Origin of the sequence: Moritella sp. JT01 (assembly GCF_001574435.1) — a bacterium.
Lineage (GTDB): Bacteria > Pseudomonadota > Gammaproteobacteria > Enterobacterales > Moritellaceae > Moritella.
In genome coordinates, this window is record NZ_LOCN01000022.1 from 37,433 (window position 1) to 56,885 (window position 19,453).

The 19,453-nt window shown below is 40.9% G+C and carries 17 protein-coding genes and 4 tRNA genes; 6 read left to right on the top strand and 15 right to left on the bottom strand.

From position 1 onward, the window contains the following. Nucleotides 1–131: 131 nt before the first annotated feature. The 8 genes from nusG to murB form a co-directional block, all read right to left on the bottom strand. The gene (nusG, locus tag AKG98_RS16445; RefSeq protein ID WP_067048322.1) at nucleotides 132–674 is read right to left on the bottom strand and encodes a transcription termination/antitermination protein NusG; all 543 of its coding nucleotides are present in this window, start codon (nucleotides 672–674) and stop codon (nucleotides 132–134) included. A gap of 4 nt (nucleotides 675–678) precedes the next feature. After that, the gene (gene secE, locus AKG98_RS16450) at nucleotides 679–1,056 is read right to left on the bottom strand and encodes a preprotein translocase subunit SecE (protein WP_019442535.1); all 378 of its coding nucleotides are present in this window, start codon (nucleotides 1,054–1,056) and stop codon (nucleotides 679–681) included. 328 nt (nucleotides 1,057–1,384) lie between these two features. Further along, nucleotides 1,385–1,460, bottom strand: a tRNA-Thr gene (locus AKG98_RS16455). Nucleotides 1,461–1,465: 5 nt separating this feature from the next. After that, a tRNA-Gly gene (locus tag AKG98_RS16460) sits at nucleotides 1,466–1,540 on the bottom strand. Between the two features lie 19 nt (nucleotides 1,541–1,559). Beyond that, nucleotides 1,560–1,644, bottom strand: a tRNA-Tyr gene (locus AKG98_RS16465). A 28-nt stretch (nucleotides 1,645–1,672) separates the two neighbouring features. Further along, nucleotides 1,673–1,748: transfer RNA gene (locus AKG98_RS16470), tRNA-Thr, on the bottom strand. 150 nt (nucleotides 1,749–1,898) lie between these two features. Then, nucleotides 1,899–2,858: a bifunctional biotin--[acetyl-CoA-carboxylase] ligase/biotin operon repressor BirA gene (gene birA, locus AKG98_RS16475; protein ID WP_228140339.1), complete on the bottom strand. Its 960-nt coding sequence runs from the start codon at nucleotides 2,856–2,858 to the stop codon at nucleotides 1,899–1,901. A gap of 1 nt (nucleotide 2,859) precedes the next feature. Then, a complete protein-coding gene (gene murB / locus AKG98_RS16480) occupies nucleotides 2,860–3,909 on the bottom strand; it encodes a UDP-N-acetylmuramate dehydrogenase (RefSeq protein WP_198155557.1) in 1,050 nt (349 codons plus the stop codon). A 65-nt stretch (nucleotides 3,910–3,974) separates the two neighbouring features. On the opposite strand from murB, the gene AKG98_RS16485 reads away from it, so the two are divergent. Both AKG98_RS16485 and AKG98_RS16490 read left to right on the top strand, forming a co-directional pair. After that, complete coding sequence (locus tag AKG98_RS16485) at nucleotides 3,975–4,403, top strand: GNAT family N-acetyltransferase (protein WP_067048325.1); 429 nt, start codon at nucleotides 3,975–3,977, stop codon at nucleotides 4,401–4,403. A 66-nt stretch (nucleotides 4,404–4,469) separates the two neighbouring features. Then, nucleotides 4,470–5,528, top strand: a complete 1,059-nt coding sequence (locus AKG98_RS16490; protein ID WP_067048326.1) for a 3-deoxy-7-phosphoheptulonate synthase — start codon at nucleotides 4,470–4,472, stop codon at nucleotides 5,526–5,528. Between the two features lie 95 nt (nucleotides 5,529–5,623). Here the strand turns inward: AKG98_RS16490 and glpX are convergent, their stop codons facing one another. From glpX to AKG98_RS16505, 3 genes are all read right to left on the bottom strand, one after another. Then, nucleotides 5,624–6,640, bottom strand: a complete 1,017-nt coding sequence (gene glpX / locus AKG98_RS16495; protein ID WP_067048327.1) for a class II fructose-bisphosphatase — start codon at nucleotides 6,638–6,640, stop codon at nucleotides 5,624–5,626. 107 nt (nucleotides 6,641–6,747) lie between these two features. Continuing rightward, complete coding sequence (locus AKG98_RS16500) at nucleotides 6,748–8,658, bottom strand: hybrid-cluster NAD(P)-dependent oxidoreductase (protein ID WP_067048328.1); 1,911 nt, start codon at nucleotides 8,656–8,658, stop codon at nucleotides 6,748–6,750. A gap of 59 nt (nucleotides 8,659–8,717) precedes the next feature. Next, nucleotides 8,718–9,362 carry a lysoplasmalogenase gene (locus AKG98_RS16505; protein ID WP_067048330.1) on the bottom strand — a complete coding sequence of 215 codons (645 nt, stop codon included), beginning with the start codon at nucleotides 9,360–9,362 and terminating at the stop codon, nucleotides 8,718–8,720. Nucleotides 9,363–9,556: 194 nt separating this feature from the next. Here AKG98_RS16505 and AKG98_RS22515 point away from each other — a divergent pair, with 194 nt between their 5' ends. After that, a complete protein-coding gene (locus AKG98_RS22515; RefSeq protein ID WP_198155558.1) occupies nucleotides 9,557–9,703 on the top strand; it encodes a hypothetical protein in 147 nt (48 codons plus the stop codon). A gap of 37 nt (nucleotides 9,704–9,740) precedes the next feature. Here the strand turns inward: AKG98_RS22515 and AKG98_RS16510 are convergent, their stop codons facing one another. Continuing rightward, the gene (locus tag AKG98_RS16510) at nucleotides 9,741–11,363 is read right to left on the bottom strand and encodes a hybrid sensor histidine kinase/response regulator (RefSeq protein ID WP_067048331.1); all 1,623 of its coding nucleotides are present in this window, start codon (nucleotides 11,361–11,363) and stop codon (nucleotides 9,741–9,743) included. 269 nt (nucleotides 11,364–11,632) lie between these two features. Between AKG98_RS16510 and AKG98_RS16515 the strand changes: the two genes are divergently transcribed. The 3 genes from AKG98_RS16515 (at nucleotide 11,633) to AKG98_RS16525 (ending at nucleotide 14,896) form a co-directional block, all read left to right on the top strand. Beyond that, a complete protein-coding gene (locus tag AKG98_RS16515; protein WP_067048333.1) occupies nucleotides 11,633–13,015 on the top strand; it encodes a DEAD/DEAH box helicase in 1,383 nt (460 codons plus the stop codon). A 157-nt stretch (nucleotides 13,016–13,172) separates the two neighbouring features. Next, nucleotides 13,173–13,874, top strand: coding sequence for a spondin domain-containing protein (locus tag AKG98_RS16520; protein WP_157534153.1), 702 nt, complete (start codon nucleotides 13,173–13,175; stop codon nucleotides 13,872–13,874). A gap of 110 nt (nucleotides 13,875–13,984) precedes the next feature. Further along, nucleotides 13,985–14,896 carry a DUF808 domain-containing protein gene (locus AKG98_RS16525; protein WP_067048337.1) on the top strand — a complete coding sequence of 304 codons (912 nt, stop codon included), beginning with the start codon at nucleotides 13,985–13,987 and terminating at the stop codon, nucleotides 14,894–14,896. Nucleotides 14,897–14,993: 97 nt separating this feature from the next. On the opposite strand, the gene AKG98_RS16530 is transcribed toward AKG98_RS16525, so the two are convergent. The 3 genes from AKG98_RS16530 to torC form a co-directional block, all read right to left on the bottom strand. After that, complete coding sequence (locus AKG98_RS16530) at nucleotides 14,994–15,530, bottom strand: YaeQ family protein (RefSeq protein WP_067048339.1); 537 nt, start codon at nucleotides 15,528–15,530, stop codon at nucleotides 14,994–14,996. Nucleotides 15,531–15,701: 171 nt separating this feature from the next. Beyond that, the gene (gene torA, locus AKG98_RS16535; RefSeq protein ID WP_067048342.1) at nucleotides 15,702–18,215 is read right to left on the bottom strand and encodes a trimethylamine-N-oxide reductase TorA; all 2,514 of its coding nucleotides are present in this window, start codon (nucleotides 18,213–18,215) and stop codon (nucleotides 15,702–15,704) included. Between the two features lie 13 nt (nucleotides 18,216–18,228). Further along, nucleotides 18,229–19,422: a pentaheme c-type cytochrome TorC gene (torC, locus tag AKG98_RS16540; protein ID WP_067048344.1), complete on the bottom strand. Its 1,194-nt coding sequence runs from the start codon at nucleotides 19,420–19,422 to the stop codon at nucleotides 18,229–18,231. Nucleotides 19,423–19,453: the final 31 nt, after the last annotated feature.

Here is a 19,453-nt window from a genome sequence, read left to right on the forward strand (position 1 = left end):
TCCCGAAAAACAAGGGCAGCGAATTATAGATATAATCGCTGCCCTTGCCAAGCATTTTGTTGAGATTTAATTCAATAAAATGCGAATTTTATTTTCTTTAACCTAACCTTTAACCTAATAGGTTAAAGGTATTAGCCTTTTTCTACTTGACCGAAATCTAATTCAACCGGAGTAGAACGACCGAAGATCAATACAGAAACTTTTAAGCGACTTTTTTCATAGTCAACTTCTTCTACAACACCGTTAAAGTCTGCGAATGGACCGTCTGATACACGAACCACTTCACCCACTTCAAATAGCGTTTTAGGACGCGGCTTATCAATCGCGTCCTGAAGACGGTTAAGAATGCGGTCAGCTTCTTTTTGGGTGATTGGAGCTGGACGCTCTTTAGTACCACCAATGAAACCAAGTACACGCGGTAAACTGCTTACCAAATGCCATGATTCATCGTTCATTACCATTTGAACTAAAACGTAGCCAGGAAAGAACTTACGTTCACTCTTGCGACGTTGACCGGCACGCATTTCAACAACTTCTTCCGTAGGAACAAGTATATCACCGAAATATTCTTCCATTTCGTGGATCTTAATATGTTCAAGTAATGTTTTTTGAACACGACCTTCAAAACCGGAAAAGGCTTGAACTACGTACCATCTCATTTTCTGTTCAGACATGAACTTATACCTTTACATCTGTGATAAATGCCACTACACGAACTAGAATACCATCTAATCCCCATAGCACTAACGCCATAATAGCGGTAACAACTAATACGATAAGTGTAGTTTGGATCGCCTCTTGGCGTGTAGGCCAAACTACTTTACGTACTTCTGTTCTTGATTCAGATGCAAATTCAAGCGCATTGCGCCCTTTACTTGTCTGCAATGCAATGCCACCAGCAATAACAGCGGCAATAATTACAGCAACTGCGCGGATTAACACTGATTCTTCACTAAAAATATTGTTACCAATAACTGTGCCAATTAGAATTATTGCAACTAGTACCCATTTTACGGTTTCTAGTGCTTTTCCTTGGTTTTCAGTATTTGAAGTCATACTACTAACCTGTACCTTAAGACAAAAAAAATCCGCTGTTACACGGTGATGACAGTGGCAGGAGGGAGATAATCGCACTCACAAACATAGGTTTGGAGACCGCCTTTCTACCAATTGGAGCTACCCCTACAAACGGAGCTCCTAATTATAGGGGCTTTCGTTTTTCATGCAAGTTATTCGTAAAAAATTATGAATAATATTTGAATTACAAATAGCTTAAATTCGTTATAATTAAATTTATCTTTGGATTTTTAAATCTTGATTATTTTTAAGGTATCGTTATTTGGTATGGAGAATATAGAGAAGAAGAAATAATTGACCTGAAAAATGGTGCTGATACCCAGAATCGAACTGGGGACCTCATCCTTACCAAGGATGCGCTCTACCGACTGAGCCATATCAGCAAATTTGGAGCGGGCGGCGGGAATCGAACCCGCATTATCAGCTTGGAAGGCTGGAGTAATAGCCATTATACGACGCCCGCATGCGTCTTGAATACAAAGTGGTGGAGGGAGAAGGATTCGAACCTTCGAAGGCTGAGCCGTCAGATTTACAGTCTGATCCCTTTGGCCACTCGGGAACCCCTCCACATATTGTACTTCAGTAACGAGTTAAATGGTGCCGACTGCCGGAGTCGAACTGGCGACCTACTGATTACAAGTCAGTTGCTCTACCTACTGAGCTAAGTCGGCGGCGTCACTTAACGAGGAGAGATATTAGAGTAACCCCCTACCTCTTGCAACCTTAATCGATAAAAACCAGTTTTTTTTTATTTACATGGTGAAATATTAGCCATTTCGACTAAGCTTCGACTTAAAACCATGAATAAGGTCCATTTTAGATTAAATATCTGCACGTCGTAACGATACTTCACCACCAATTTGCGGACTAATAATGCCATTAACATCTAATAACAATGCACCACTTTGATCAATACCTTTCGCAATACCGTATTTTTTCTTATTTCCGACACTCACGAGTACAGGGCAATCTTTAAATGCATCACAATTGTTCCACTCTTCAACAAAATATCCAAAACCAAACTGCTCGAAATCAGTTAATATTTTGATTAGGTGTGTTAAATAACGCGTGGCTAATTCATTCCGATCAAGTGAGTGCGATAATTGCTGACTTATATCAGTCCAAGCTTGATCAATTTCTAATCCTGCTTGTAATGGCATATTCACGTTTAAACCCAGACCAATAACTAAATGGCATTCACCACCCGCTGTCGCAATAATCTCAACCAGTACACCAGCAATCTTTTTACCATCCACGTACACATCATTCGGCCATTTCAATTGAGTATTAGCAATACCAAGGTCTGTTAATGTACGCGCGACAGCAATACCGATCACTAAACTGAGTCCAGATGCAGCTTGAATACCGGCATCTAAACTCCAGTAGGTACTGGTATAAAGATGTGAACCATAAGGAGACACCCATTTTTTACCACGGCGTCCTCGTCCAGCAGTCTGATATTCAGCAAAACAACTGTGACCTTTGTTTAATAACGCCGCTTTATCCAATAAATGTTGATTGGTCGAACCGAGAACTTGATGACTTTCAATGCTGACACCACTACCGTCTGCGATCAATTGAGCATCGAGCAATTGTAAAGGTGCAGAAAGCTTATAACCTTTACCTGTCACTTTAAATACATCCAGACCGATGCTTTCTAAAACTTTGATCTGTTTACTTACCGCCATGCGGCTAACGCCCAGTCTTTCACCCAGAGCTTCTCCAGAATGAAATTCACCATCTGCCAGTAAACGAATCAGTTGCTGCCTTGATACCGTCATATTAACCACGACACACCTCCGCTAGATTGGTTTCTCCATCACGACCCATAAAGCGAACCTCATGGTGTAATTCAATTGCAAATCGTGCCATCACCGTAGTTTGGATATGCTTTGCGAGTGCAATAATGTCACCAGCGGTTGCAGAACCCGTGTTAACAATAACCAGTGCTTGCTCCGTGTGTACTTGTGCTCCGCCTTGCCGGTAACCTTTTAGATGGCATTGATCAATTAACCAGCCTGCGGCTAATTTAATATCATCACCAGCAGGATAATGAGGGATGTTAGGATGCTTAGCCACAATAGCGTTAAATTGCGTTAAATTGATGATCGGGTTTTTAAAAAAACTACCCGCATTGCCGAGCTTATTTGGATCCGGTAATTTTTGTTGGCGCGTAAGGCAAACCTGCTTAAAAATTGCTAATGCCGAGGCGCCATCCCCTAAACTCGCTAATGGTCCATAGTTAATTTTGGCAATCCAAGGTTTGTGTAGTTTAATGCCGACAGCGGTGATCACCGCGCTGTCTTTAAGTTCACCTTTGAAAACACTGTCACGATAACCAAATTGACATTCTGCGGGTGCATAACGCTGTACTGTTAGGGTCTCGATATCCAGTACATCCACATAATCACAGACATCCTTAAATTCAACGCCATAAGCGCCAATGTTTTGTACTGGTGCGGCTCCGACAACACCCGGGATCAACGCCAGATTTTCTAAACCATCATAGCCTTGGGTCAATGTCCATTCCACAAATTCATGCCAATTTTCTCCAGCCGACACATGTAAACAAACCACATCATCTGCCGATTCATTCACTGCTATGCCCGTCAAGCAAATACGGATAACGAGTCCATCAAAGTCATCACAAAATAATAAATTACTACCGCCGCCAAGAATTAACCGTTGAGGCGCAGGGATCTGTAGTGCTAACTTAAGCTCACTTAACGTGGTAACGGTGACAAACTGTGTGGCATAGGCATCAACACCAAAGCTGGTATACGGTTTTAAATTGTGATTTTTTAGTATTTGCATGAAATAATTAACACTCATAAGGCATAATTCACTGCAGATAGTAACGTATCTACATGCAAAACCGAATAATAAAAGGCAACAACATGCAGTTTCAATGGTTAAAAAAAATAGAGAACCCGTTAGTTAAGCCTTTCTATAAGCAATATTTGCCCTATTCAAGACCCAATAAAGCCGAGCATATTGCTGTATTAAAAGAGGGTAATAACATTGTGGCTTGCGCGCGGCTGCGCCCTATTGGTGAGTTATCTTTATTAACGGGTATGTTGGTCGCTCCCGATCACCGGGGTCAACGACTTGGTCACCATATTTTACGGCACATGCGTCCTCAATTTCAGAATAATAAGACGTTCACTTTTGCTTTGCCTCATCTTGAACAGTTTTATGGTCAGCATGACTTCTATCCGACAACGCAAGCGCCGAACGATATTCAGCAACGTTTTTTAGCCTATCAAAAACAGGGTAAACAGCTGCTGTTATTAGGATTTAATGATTCGAATCAAGCTGACATCTGATTATCTTTATAATAAAGTGAAATTACGTTAAGCTGATCACAGCCCATATTTAGATTAATAGACATCATGACAATTAAAACAGACGAACTTAGAACTACCTATATCGACCAGGTGATCACTCCAAGTCAACTGGTTAAAGAGTTTCCATTATCTGATAACGCCGCAAAAAAGCTAATAAATAGCCGTCGTGAAATCGAAGCGATTATTGAAGGCAAAGACAAACGCCTACTGGTTATCATTGGCCCTTGTTCAATTCATGATACTAGCGCGGCGTTAGATTACGCTCGCCGTCTAAAACCATTACAAGAGCAGTATAAAAACAGCTTAGTAATTGCAATGCGTGTGTATTTTGAAAAACCACGTACTATTGTGGGCTGGAAAGGTTTGATCAGCGATCCTGACTTAAACGGTCAATACCAAGCGAACAAAGGCTTACGTCTAGCTCGTAAGCTACTCGTTGATATTACTGAAATCGGTTTACCAATCGGGACCGAATTTTTAGACATGGTTAACGGTCAATACATTGCAGACTTGATCAGTTGGGGTGCAATTGGCGCCCGTACTACAGAAAGCCAAGTACACCGAGAAATGGCGTCAGCCTTGTCTTGCCCTGTCGGTTTCAAGAACGGGACTGATGGCAATACCAAAATTGCCATTGATGCGGTACGTGCAGCGCAAGTATCACACATTTTCTACTCTCCCGATAAAGATGGCTTAATGACAGTATACCAAACGCATGGTAACCCGTTTGGTCATGTGATCTTACGTGGCGGTAAAACACCTAACTATGATAAATCACACATTGACGTGGCGACCAAAGCATTAAGTGATGTAGGTTTAACACCGTCTGTCGTGGTCGATTTTAGTCACGGTAATAGCCAAAAGCTCCACACCAATCAGCTACTTGTTGCTGAAGATGTGATGGCGCAAATGCGCACGGGTAGCATGCAAATTTCAGGTATTATGGCTGAAAGCTTTATCGAAGAAGGCAACCAAGCTGTCGTTGCTGGTGAGCCTTTGGTTTATGGTAAGAGTATTACCGATGCTTGTCTCCATTGGCAAGACACCGAAAAATTATTAGCGGACCTTGCACTGGCAGCAAGAGATCGTATCGCTATCGCATAAGCTCAGTGCTATATTGCAAAGACTAAAAAGCCGCGTTCATCACGCGGCTTTTTGTTATCTAATCAATCACGCTTCTATTCTTATAAAATGATGTGTTATAAAATGATGCTTTGTAGATCTGCACTTTTTCGGTTAAGCATATGCGTTGATTGAATACGACGAATGGTGCCCGACTTACCACTAATAACCAAAGTTTCTGTCGTGGCAATATTACCTTTACGCTGCACACCTTCAACCAGATCGCCTTTAGTGATACCTGTTGCGGCAAAAATCACATTATTGGTTTTCGCTAATCTATCCAATGGTAAGATCTCACCAACAACCAAACCAAGCGCCTGGCAACGTGATATTTCAATCTCACCTGCCGCGCGGTTTTCAGGAGTATCACCTTTCACATCATGACGAGCTAATAATCGCGCCTGCATGTTACCGTCCATCGCACGAATCGCCGCGGCTGAAATAACCCCTTCTGGCGCCCCGCCAATGCAATACATCATATCGACGTCACTATCAGGCATGCAGCACAAGATAGACGCTGCAACATCACCATCAGGTAATGCAAATACACGCACGCCCATTGCTTGCATGGCTTTGATTTTATCATCGTGACGTGGTTTGGCTAACGTCACCACCGTTAACTCAGTAATGTCTTTATCTAGCGCGTGAGCAACATTACGAATATTGTCTTCAAGGGATAAACGTAAGTCAATGGCGTCTTTAGCACCTGGACCAACGACTAATTTCTCCATATACATGTCCGGTGCTTTTAGAAATGCACCTTTTTCACCGACAGCCAATACTGCAACTGCATTGGATTGACCCATTGCAGTCATACGTGTACCTTCAATCGGATCAACAGCGATATCAACCGCGTCAGCTCCAGCTATTTTCGTACCGACTTTCTCGCCGATATACAACATAGGTGCTTCATCGATTTCGCCTTCACCAATAACAATTTCACCATCAATATCGATTGTATTTAACATCACGCGCATGGCTTCAACAGCAGCACCATCTGCAATGTTCTTATCACCGCGGCCTAACCATTTATAACCGGCAAGAGCAGCGGCTTCAACGACACGCGAAAATTCAATGGCAAGTGTACGATTCATATCTTAATTCCTATATATAAGTAGGTGCATTTTAAAGTGCCACCTACTTAATTACAATTTGAGAGTATTAATATTTAAAACTAAAAAAACCCAATACAACAACATCATTATGCGCTAATCACCACATCCGTTTGTGGAATGCAGCTACACGCCAATATTTTTTTCGCCTTTTTACCATCATCTGTTAATGCATGGTCGGCAAGTACGCGCACTTCACCCGACTCTAACGTTACGCGGCAAACACCACAATAACCTGCACGACAGTTATAGGGAATATTCACGCCATTTTTTTCGGCTTGTTCTAATAATGTGGTTTTGTTATCACCAACAAAACTAGTATCCCAACTATCCAATAAGATATTCACTGGTTTACCTGGGGTATCAGAATGTTTATGGTCTCCAAAACTCTCTTGAAATTGTTGATCAGCGGGTACATCCAATGTAGTGAGCGCTGTAGCCATAGTCATCATGAAGGCTTCGGGACCACAGACATAAGCTGAGCGGTCACTTATATCACGCACAACATCAGCCAGCATTTGCTGGTCAATACGTCCTCTTAACCCCGTCCAATCACTCTGTATACTTTCAGCCGTCAACGTTAAGACTAAACGCATATTGGAATGTTGACGAGTGAGTAATTGCAGTTCATCAAGGGCTATCAAGTCTACCGCTGTTTTTGCACAGTAGAAGAAGACGATATCTTTATCACATTCGGTATCCGCATAATAACGCGCCATTGAAAGCATAGGAGTAATACCACTACCCGCTGACAGTAATAATAATTTTTGTGTCGTTGCTGTAAAGGCATGGAATGGCCCACGTGGTGATGACGCACCTAACCGATCGCCAACCGCTAAATTGTCATTTAACCAATTTGACGCTTTACCATCAGGGACCCGTTTTACCGTAATCGCTAACAAGTCAGGGCGGCTTGGTGATGATGACAAGGTATAATTACGCATCACCAGATTCTGACCAATCTTTAAATTAAGGGTAATAAATTGACCGGGTTTATAGTTCAATAGCGTAGCTGGTTCAACACGAAAGCGAAATGTCTTAGTATCTGGTGTTTCATCAATAACCGCGACACAGCAAAGCTGGCGAGTTTCATTTTTATTCCACAAGGTTTTAGGTTCAGAATTATGGTTTATTGCAGTCTTTGGTGCTGACACAATTGGTGTTTGTTTAGGGCGGTTATCGACATAAAATTTAGGCGCGTGGTACTCCAATATTTCAACAGTATCACCAAGCTTAATTTCCTCATCGTTATGACTAATTAAATTTTGGCCAAAATCGATCTTACCATCATTACCTTTGCGGAATAAACTTAACGTCTTAAGCGGTTCTTTATCTTCAGAAAATCTTGTTTCTCCTGGACTTAATGTCGTAAATATACAACGCTCGCAGGGTTTCACTAATTCAAATTCAGCATTACCAATTTTGATCCGCTTCCAACTATCTTCCGCAAATGGTTCACAGCCCGTCACAATGAAGTTAGCTCTAAATTGGCTCATCTCGATTGGTCGCGGAGTGCTGCGATTTAATTCATCAAGAGAGGCTTGTGAAATTAATAAAATCGGATAGCCATCAGCAAAACTTAATTGTTTATCGAAATTAGAAACCTGACGTGACGAGCCTGTTCCAAAATAAAGTAACTGGCAGTCTATCTGTAAGAACTTACCAAGCCATTGGTTAATCTCTTCGCTGCAACGCTGACCTTGAATAGTCGTTCCCCAAACCGTTACATCTGTATAATCCTTCTGTAGCGCTTTAAACGTGAAAGCAATCGGCGGCATCAGTGGCGCTGAAAGCATGATTCCTTGCGCCACAACTTCAATTTTAATCCTTGTGATTTTAGGCTGAGTTCGCCCCGTAATAAACTGTCCTTGCATGTCACTAATAACAAATCTGCGATCATGTTCTAAGCCCATTTCACTCACATGGGAATGGGTTAAGTTAATTGCTTTTGCTGATTTTAATGGGTAAATAGCAAGTGCAGATAAATTTATTTTAGCCACGAATTAATTCCCTTACTGTAACGACGTTAACACTCTCAGTTAACTGTTCATATAACTGGTCATATAACTGAAAACGCAATAAAATACTGGGCAAGATAGTAGCTTACAATAATAACCGCATAAGCACTATGGAACTGTTTTTTAAATCGGTCGAATGCCAGCGTCGCATCTGAAAACAAAAATATTACCGCACCAATAAACGCATAAAAACTGGCTGTGTTATCCAAGCTAAAGTAACGCTCACCACTGATCCAAGCCATTACTACAATAATACTCATGTAAACCAACACAGGCACTTTCATTTCTGCTAGTGATGGCCACAATAGGGTTAAGTAGAGCATTGCTATAATGGCTAAAGGGAAGATAAGCGGCCAAGTATAAGTCAACTCCAGAGCCATCGAAAATGCAATAATGTAAGTAATATGCGCCAACAAGAAGCTCAGTAATCCCGGTATGAAGCGATCCTTGGGTAACATAAGGAAGACATCCCCCAAGGTTGAGAGCAATAAACCAAGTAAGATCAGCCAGACATAATCATTAAACCCCGGCGCAAGATACCAACACAAGGCAGCGATAGAAAGTGTGGTCGCAGGTTTAAACAGATAAAATAACCACTTTCGGTCTTGGTAGGCACCATATAAGTGCAATATCGCGCACACAGTGATAATAATAGTGCTGGTGATAATCGTCGTTGTAAATTCCATTTTGACAGTCCCATCGCATCGAATAAATACTCAATTCTGAGTCATATCCACCGTAATGAGCAAGTATTAAAGCGGTATAAATGTGCGTGAGTTAACATTTATAAACATAACAACCTGTAATTTAAGTCTAACACTAGACAGAAATCCACAAACTATACTAGTTTATTCATTCATAAACCTTAGGAGGCATGAATATGGAACAGCAACAAGCACTACAAAATCATCTGGTCGCAATTGAAATGTATATTTGTCATTTAGGTAAAACATTTGAAGAAGCTTGCAACGAACTGAACTTAGATATTACCGATCAGTTAGCACTAAAAAGCCTGATGGTTTCATAAGATAAATTCGTCAGCATTTAAAAGAGAAGTATTTACCCTACTCTTCTAAGCTGACTTTGCACTCTTTATTAATCGGCAGGACCACGTCTGTAACGGGTATTTCAAAACCAAGCACACGTACCGTTTCGTCAATTAAAGCCTGCTTGGATATCGGTTTATTAATATAACCGTCCATTTCTGTATGCTTACAGGTCACTAGATCAAATTTAAATGCATCCTCTATAAGCGCTATAATGGGAGTGTCACGATTATCACTCGTACCGGCCCTAATCATCTTGGTCGTTGCAATACCATCTGGACCAGGGATCTGCATATAAATAATATCGAAAATGTATTTTTGGATCAAATCAAGGCCTTCTAAACCTGTATTCGCAGTAAACACCTGCATTTGCAATTGCGTCAGAGCTTGCTGAAAAACAATTTGATTCATTTTATTATCTTCGATCAATAATACTTTTAACCCTGCTAATTTATCTAATGCTAAATCACTACTACCAATAATATGCTGTGTGCGTAATTGGTAAGCATGAGGCAACCTTAAATTAATCTTAAATTGTGCACCCTCACCTAATTTACTTTCGACTTGTAAACGACCTTGCATTAAGTTAATCAAACGGGAACAAATCGCTAAGCTTAAGCCTCCACTTGGTAAATCATTGGATTTATGATTATAAGGTAGCTGCTCGTTATCAAACAAATGCGCAAGTTTAGTCACTGGAATACCAATGCCAGTATCACTAATCGTAAAAACAATATCTGCTACAGCCACCTCTTCATTTGTATCATCGACCTTACTGCAATTGACTTTAAGTTCAACAAAGCCTCTATCGGTAAACTTCAACGCATTCGCAACCAAATTGACCAGCACTTGTTGTAACCGAACCGGATCACCGATATAAAACCGATGCAGATCGTCACTATAATTCAGGCTAAAGCGTACGCGTAAATTGTTATGCACAAACGGACGTAGCGAGGTGTAAACTTGATCGAGTATTTCTAACAAATCAAAACGAACTTTAGCGAGTTCTAAATTACCCGATTCGATTCTCGAGTAATCAGTAACATCATTCAGTACCATCTGCATATGATTAGCAGAGTGCTTCATTAACTTCAGATATTCTGCGGATTTAATATTTTGTGGCATTTCACAAAGTAACTCAGCAGTACCTAGAATACTATTCATTGGCGTTCGAATATCATTACTTAAACTCTCGACAAATTGCTGCTTAGATTGCGCTAACAGTATTTTATTTACTCGAGGTTCGGTCATTGTCTCTATCTGATCATTCAATAAGTTAACTAACCCATCCAATTCTATATAAGGAGAGCTAAATGGTTCATGATGATTATCTTTATCAGCAAGCGCGTCATGGCACTTTTGTTGTAGTTTCGCTAATGGCTTGGAGACTAATTTGTCTAACACCAATTTTGAGATAACAAGCGAGATTAATAATAGTGGCAATATTGTTAATAAAAGGTTTATTTTTAAGGTCGTAAATACATCTATAAGTAATGGGTTAGCTTGTTGAAGTGTCACTTCAATCGCAATAAAAATACCCGCAATAACCAACGCCAACATCACTAACAATAATGTTCTTATTTTACTATATAACGAATATTGTAAAATGACTTTACTTGAATCGACCTTGATATCACGCATTCCATACATCCTTCTATTACCTATATAATAAATTTAGCTAAAATTGTCAAAATTGCTGCAATAACTAATATTTTTTCATTAATGACAAATGCACAATGCGCTTTTAAAAAGGGATAATGATTTATTTCTGAAGGCATCTTCTGTTTATGCTGTATAATAGCCAGCAGTCACTAGAAAATAGGGTTGGAATTTGAGCTTTGCTCCTATATAGTTCTCGCCCCTAAATAATTTCTAGCCATTATTTTAATTCTATTTAAGAGGTAGCTTCTTTGCGCTTTCAAGATTTCGGTATCGATCCACGTTTAATCAGTTCAATCGAGCATTTAGGATTTGAACAAGCAACAGAGGTGCAGGAAGCAGCTATTCCACTTATTTTAGGTGGCTGTGACATCATGGCTACATCGCAAACGGGTAGTGGTAAAACCATTGCTTATGGTCTGCCAATATTACAACGTATGTTAAAACAGCGTCGTTTCGAGCACCGCGCTGTACGTGCTGTGATCTTAGCGCCAACGCGTGAGCTTGCGATCCAAGTACATGCAAACATGAAACACTTGGGTATGAGTCTGGATTATCAAATCCAACTGATTATTGGTCGTGAGTCTTTCCAGCACCAAGAAAAATTATTACGTAAAAATCCAGAAGTTTTAATTGCGACACCAGGTCGTTTGCTTGATCATATCCGTGAAAAATCAATTTCGCTTGAGCACTTAGAATTCTTAGTGCTCGATGAAGCTGATCGTATGTTAGACATGGGTTTCCGTGATGACGTATCTGCAATCTCAAAAAGTGCGCCAAACGTAAAACGTCAAACGATGTTGTTCTCTGCAACACTAGAGCACGTTGACGTTGCTAATATTTGTAATCAAGTATTACGCGCACCAGAACGTATCGAAATAAACCGTTCAAACGATCAACATGAGAAAATTGAACAGCGTTTATTCTTCTCTGATAATCTGACGCACAAAGAAGAACAACTAGTTCATCTGGCTAAGACTGAAGACTATCGTCAGCTGCTAATCTTCACAGCAACAAAATTAGATACTGAACGTCTCGCAAAACTATTAGTTGATAACGGTATCAATACCACTTCAATTCACGGTGACATGTTACAAAATCAACGTAAACGTACGTTAGAAGATTTCCGTCGTGGACGTGTTGAAGTATTAGTGGCAACAGACGTTGCCGCGCGTGGTCTTGATATTCGTACATTAAGCCATGTTATCAACTTCGATTTACCGATTAACCCTGAAGACTTTATCCACCGTACTGGTCGTACTGGTCGTGCTGGCGCAACAGGTATTGCAATCTCACTCGTAAGCCCGAAAGACTGGACTTCATTTGGCAAGATCCAAAGTTACTTAAAAGTTAAACTACCTTGCACTATGCTGGAAGGTTTTGAAGCTAAGTTTAAAGGCCTTAAACCAAAACCTGCGAAAAAACGTTTACCAGAAAGTAATAAAGGGCGTCCAACTAAACTCGCGCGTAAAGGTGATAAAAATGCACCGACACACAAGCAGAATACCGCTCCTAAGCAAGACAAGAAACAAGCGATGCGTGATTCAATGGCAAGCGCCGTGGATGGCGGTTTCGCTCCGATGAAGAGAAAGCCAAGAGCCGAAATCATCGACGATGGTCACGAAGAAGATTAACAATCTGACTGTATTAGCCCGCACAATCTGCGGGCTTTTTATTAGGCTGATTGTATCCATGAAGTATATGGATATAAAAGTAATGGTACTGTGATTGAAATGTGATAATTGCTCGCTAATATTTAAATTAACATTTAATTTGAATATCGAGGCCATTATGAAGTTTATCTACATACCACTACTTTTTTTAACCATACTGCTTGCAGGCTGTGATGACTCAAACTCCTCCAGTATAAATAACATCAACCCAACCGATGACGTCGTTTACGAGCTTACCTTTAACTCCAACTGGAGTGCAGCTAACTTTCCAACTAATTACCCCGCGACAGCACACTTCTCTGGCTTAATAGGCCTTACTCACAACAATCAAATTAATATTTTTAGACGCTCAGAGTTAGCCAGCCCTGGAATCATTGTTGTTGCCGAAACGGGAGAAAAAGGCACACTAATAAATGAAATCAACACGCACATAACCAATAACGATGCCGATAAAATCGTCGACGGAGCTGGAATCCCTGCAGATAGTAACTCGGTTTCATTAAGTTTCTCTGCTAACACCAATTATTCTTACTTCTCAATCGTATCTATGCTGGCACCTAGCCCAGACTGGTTTACCGGTATTGATAATTTGCAACTATATGAAAATAATAAATGGAAGGATAATTTAACCCTAAATCTACGCGTATATGATGCAGGCAGCGATAGTGCAGACACTTTTACTGCAGCTAATGCACCTCAAATAAACAAAGATGTTATTACACGCCTTACAACAGATTCAGCAGATACTAACTTTTTTGATGGTGTACATCGTGACAATGGTACATTTATTGGTACTATTACACTAAAGTTAAAACCTTAAATACGTGTTTATCAGTTAAGTTATCAAGCTATGTATCCAAGGTTGTTTTACCAAGCAGCTGCCAACGTTTATCGTTAGCAGCTGCGATTTATTAATGAGGACTTTGATATATGGCAGGATTAAGTTTAATCGCCCTACTCGATGATATTGCATCGGTATTGGATGATGTTGCACTGATGACCAAAGTCGCCGCAAAGAAGACGGCTGGCGTGTTAGGTGATGATCTCGCACTTAATGCACAACAAGTGTCAGGCGTGAGTGCTGACCGTGAACTCCCCGTTGTTTGGAAAGTGGCTAAAGGTTCTTTTAAGAACAAAGCGATCTTAGTACCTGCCGCCCTACTCATAAGCGCTATTGCACCTTGGTTAATTACCCCATTATTACTTATCGGTGGCTTGTTTTTATGCTTTGAAGGTGCCGAGAAACTCCATCATGCTAAATCCACATCCGATCATGAAGAGAACAGCGATGATGATGCATTAGCGGGACTATCCATTGAAGAATTTGAAGATAAGAAAGTCAAAGGCGCAATTAGAACAGACTTCATTTTGTCTGCCGAGATTATTGTCATTGCCTTGGGCACAGTACAAATACAACCCTTAACAACCCAGTTTACCGTGGTGAGTTTAATCGCCGTATTAATGACGGTCGGTGTTTATGGTCTTGTTGCCGCTATCGTCAAAATGGATGATGTCGGTTTATATCTCGTTAATAACAGTCAAGCAAAAAGTATCAAACACTACCTCGGTAATGGCCTACTGACTTTCGCGCCAAAACTGATGCGCTCATTAGTCGTAATCGGGACAATTGCAATGTTTCTTGTTGGCGGCAGTATTGTCATTCACAGTATTCCAGGAACTCACGATGTGATTCACACACTACTGACTATTTTACCTGATGCATTGGCACATAATGCGATTGTCGCGGGAGTCACGCCCGTGTTAATTAATGGCTTAGTGGGGTTGCTAGCAGGTTTTATTGTGTTGATGGTGGTGACGGGTATACAAAAACTAAGAAACTAACTGCATAAACAGCATGAGTAACGATAATGAGGACACCAACATACATCAGTGTCACCGTCGTTACTCATCAATCAAAATTCCGATTAAGCGCTAAGGCTTAACACCAAACTTCAGGTTTAATCACAATACTCGTCTCGCCAGATAACACTTGAATATCACCATCTTGGATCATCAATTGTAGCTCCATATTACGGCTATATAACTGCGCCATTTTCTCTGCAGTTTCATCATTAATAAACTGAATAGATAAGTTATCTGCGCTGTATTTTATCTTCTTAAACCATAATGCAGCACTGCGATCGCCGTACGTATAAATCGTCGCTTTCTGTGCTTGATTACTGGCTTTCTTTAGACGTTTGTCCGATGGCTGACCTAAATCAATCCACTGCTCAATCACACCAATATCAGACTTAAACCAAATATCCGGTTCTTCATCTTCGCCTAAGCCTTTAGTAAAGCTTAAACGCGCTTCAGCATCAACATTTAGCATCCAAGCAAGTAGACGTAACATCAGACGATTATCGGTCTCAGACGGATGCTGAGCCAGCGTCAGGGGAATATCATTAAGATAAACATGATTATCAAGATCAACGATTGATATTTTTGCTTTTAAAATGGTTGCTGTTAAAGCCATGGAAGTCACTAATAAAGGGGATATGACAGGCATGATACACCAGTCTTTAGAGCAAGAAAGCTTAAGGCAAAAAAAAAGCCTAATAATCGCAAATTGCTTTCACAACCTGCCAACTATTAGGCTTTATCGGACCGGTTTAACGATCTATTTAATTAGTGTTTTACAACATCATTAAACGATTTCGATTGGACCACCGAATCCATTAACGGCCGGTGCTTTACCTTTGAATTTCTCAAACTCTACCTGACATGTATTTGCCGAGGTTGCTTGCGCAAGTTCAGAGGTACCCACATCCATCGTTAAGTTGTTTGGATCGCCATAAGTACAAAGTGAGCCGATACTTTCGTCTTCAGGGCTATACCAAGCACCCTCTTCAATACGAATAACATTCACCGGGTAGTTATCATCAATTACTGCACCTGCTAGTAGCTGACCACGGTCGTTAAATACACGCACGATGTCACCGTCTTTAATGCCACGTTTCTTCGCGTCTGCGGAGTTCATGTAAACTGGTTCACGACCTTGAACTGTGTACGTTGCGCGGAATTTTTCTGATTCACACATTTGTGAATGCAGGCGTTTATTCGGGTGACAAGACTGCATCCATACAGGGAATTCAGCTGATTTCGGACCACCGTGTGAACGTTCTGTTTTCTCGAACCACATAGGGTGGCCTTTACAGTGCTCATAACCAAAACGCGCAATCTTACGACTGTAAATTTCAATGAAACCAGATGGTGTACCCAGTGCATTAACTTCAGGATCTTCACGGAAGTCGGCATGACGCGTCCAGTTTTCACCGTCACCAAAGTGGAAGTAACCTTCTTTCCAAAATTCATGGAAGTCAGGCATATCCCATTTTCCAACATTCGCATCTTTTGATTTGTTATACAGCGTTTCTAACCACTGAACTTCACTCTTACCTTGAGTATACTCTTTGCTCTTGCCCCAACGTTTCGTTAATTCAGTAAAGATCTCAAAGTCAGTTTTAGATTGGAATAGCGGGTCAACTAGCTTCTTCATACCCAGTAAACCTTTCGCACGGTATGAACCATAGATATCTAAATCGTTACGTTCGTACTGCGTACAAGCTGGTAACACGATATCAGAAAAACGACACGTTGCTGTCCAGTTATAATCAATCGCGATCACAGTTTCCAGTTTCTGGAATGCCGCTTTCATGTTGTTGCGATCTTGATGACGATGCCAAGGGTTACAACCCGTGAATACCATCATTTTGATATCAGGGAAGGTGATTTTTGAACCATTGGCATCAATCACTTTACCTGGATTTTTCAGCGCATCAACAAAGCGTGCTACAGGGATCGTAGAACTCGCGCCTTTGAAGTCTTTGCTTTCGTGACGTGGTTTTTGGCCTGAATCTGGGTTACGAGGGAATGAACCCGCACCAACTGCACCAGAAGTAGGTACACCAATAGAGCTATAGTGATGACCATAGCTGATGCCACCGCCAGGTAGGCCGATTTGACCAATCATGGCAGCTAATACCGCGCCCATCCAATATGGTTGTTCACCATGTTCCTGACGTTGAATTGACCAGCCAAATAAGAATTGAGTACGACCGTTAGTAATTAAACGAGCGAAGTCACGGATGTCATCAGGCGATACACCACAAATTTCGCTCGCCCATTCAGGCGTTTTCTCAACTTTATCTTCTGTTTCACCCTGCACGTATTTCAAGAATTCTTCAAAACCAAGTGCATAAGTATCTAAGAATTTCTTATCATGTAGATCTTCTTTTACCATAGTGTGTGCTACAGCAAGCATAAACGGTACATCGGTATGTGGATTGATGTATCTGTGTTCATTACCTAAGAAGTTTTGCGTTTTGTTCTTAACCGGATCAACACTGATCACGCGGATTTTCTTTTCAGCAACTTTATCTTTTAGCGCTTCCAGATATTCAAAACTATCATGGGTTTCACAGTTCCAACCTACTTGTAGGTTTTTCACTGGATCCGTTGCCCATAAGATAATGGTTTTACTATTATCTAGAATTAACTGCCATGATGTACCCGGTGCATATACTTCTGTCGAACCAAGTACGTAAGGCAAAATTGTTTGACCGGCGCCCGTTGAGTAATCGCCAACATCTTTTACTGACGCACCGTGCATTGCGATTGCACGCGCCATGTGGCTACCACAGCTATGTAGTTGACCTGTTGCACGCCAACCGTTAGCACCTGTATGTAGACCTGATGGACCATACGTATTCTGAACACGTTCTAATTCTTCGTAGAACATGTCTAACGCTTGATCCCAAGTAACACGGATGAAGCGATTATCACCACGTTGTGTTGTATCACTCTTCTCACGGTTCAGATACCAATCTAAACGAACCATAGGGTAACGAACACGTGATGGACTATAAATAATCCCTTCAATGCCTTGCAGCATGTCCGTTGGATATTTATCTAACTCAAAGGCTTTAACTTCTGTAACCTTGCCGCCGTGGATTTTAGCGCGGAATGCCCCCCAGTGCGAACCAGTTAACCTCCATTCAGCACGCTCAGCCATCGTTGCTGCGTTTGCTGTTTTTGGTACTAATAAACTAGGACCAATCACCGCCACTGCTGATGTTGCCATCACACCTTTTAGAAAAGAGCGACGACTGACAGATACATTTTCATTTTTAGACTTTTTGTCTTTATTAAACATAGTCATACTTCTCTTTGAATTAGTGAGCATCTTTGCTGTAATCTGATGAATGGTTTTGTAGATACTTCAAGATAACATCATGTGTATCACCATCTAAGTTCACAAAACCTTGCATGCCAGCAAACATACCAACCCACGTATTTGCATCGAAATGAGCTTCTGCTGGTTGGGTATGACAAACACTACATGTGGTTTGGTAAGCCTCTTTCGCGTAATCCCAAATGTTTTGTAGGTTCTCTTCATACCCTTTCTTATCAACCCATAATGTGAACGTTACTTGTTCCCAAGGTAGACCCGTTAAATCATCTTCTCTCTTATCACCACGTACGAATAACGATTCATCTTGTGATGCTTCTTTTGACAATGTTGCTTGTACAATATTTTTAGCAAAATCAAAGTACAGTACGCGACCGTAACCTTTGGCTTTATGCCAAGTCACTAATTCAATTTCCAGACGTTGACCAGACTCAGCGATAACTTTAAACTTAGTCGCAGGTGTTAATACACCCAGGTACTCAGGTTCTTTATCATCTATATAAAGTGGTGTTTGCACCAGAGAATAGTACTCTTTACCAATTTCAAATGAGTGACCTTCCAGGTTTCTCGCCATTTTACCCAGTTCACTGATTGCAGATGTATCCATTTCAGGTAGGTGGTGGGCAATACCTTTATGACAATCTAAACAAGATTGATCACGTTCTGCCGCTTTACGCATTTGTACTTGCGCACGTTCAGACATTTTGGTGAAATCCATGCTCTTATAATCATGACAGTTTTTACATTCTAAAGAACCGTTGGCTTTAAATCGAGCCCATTCGTTTTGCGCTAAGTGTAAACGCTTAGATTCGAATTTTTCTTTCGTATTCACCGTACCCAATAACCAACCAAATACGTCTTTACTCGCACGCGCTTTGGCTGCGATTTTGTTTTGCCAGCGATGGGGAACATGGCAATCAGGGCAAGTAGCACGGACACCACTACGGTTTGACCAGTGAACCGTAGTTTGAATTTCTTGATAGTTATTTTCTCTCATACTGTGACAAGAAATACAAAATGCTTCTGTATTTGTCGCTTCTAGCGCGGTATTGAAACCACCCCAGAAAATAACGCCCGCAATAAAAGCAGCACAAGTCACAACACCTAAAGAGATATGTTTACTTGGTTTATTAAACACACGCCAAGAGCGAGCGATTATAGAGAATAATTTTTTCATTACTGTAATACCTGGATAATTAGTAATTGAT